Origin of the sequence: Escherichia sp. AM3 (assembly GCF_032029835.1) — a bacterium.
GTDB classification, from domain to species: Bacteria; Pseudomonadota; Gammaproteobacteria; order Enterobacterales; family Enterobacteriaceae; genus Escherichia; species Escherichia coli.
In genome coordinates this window covers 1-374 of sequence record NZ_JAVUPQ010000655.1, presented here as the reverse complement: position 1 = coordinate 374, position 374 = coordinate 1, and the positions used below count along the sequence as shown (strand labels likewise).

General features: G+C 45.7%; 1 protein-coding gene. It reads left to right on the top strand.

Features of this window, described 5'->3' with window-relative positions; translation table 11 throughout:
• On the top strand, positions 1 to 374 hold a 374-nt coding region (locus tag RTW80_RS27730), incomplete at both ends, for a transposase (RefSeq protein ID WP_312721323.1).

Here is a 374-nt window from a genome sequence, read left to right as displayed (position 1 = left end):
CAGCAGAGTTGCCCGACAGCGAATTCTGAGCATGCTATTGCGAACAGACAAACATTATGCTGGAAAGCACTGGACAGGAAAACACCGAACCTGGTTAGCTAATCAATCATTTAGTCAGCCATCTCAACAGATTGCTTTTCAACACTATTGTCAAAGTCTGGAGCAGATTGAAGATCGCATACTTCAACTCGACCAGGAAATATCTCGCCTGTTACCTGAGTGGTCTCTGTGCAATCTGGTCTGCCAGTTGCAGGCTCTTAAAGGTGTTGGTCAGCTAATCGCAATAACCCTGGTTGCTGAACTGGGTGATTTTTCGCGATTTTCCAATCCCAAACAGCTCATGGCTTTTTTGGGACTGGTGCCAGGTGAATATT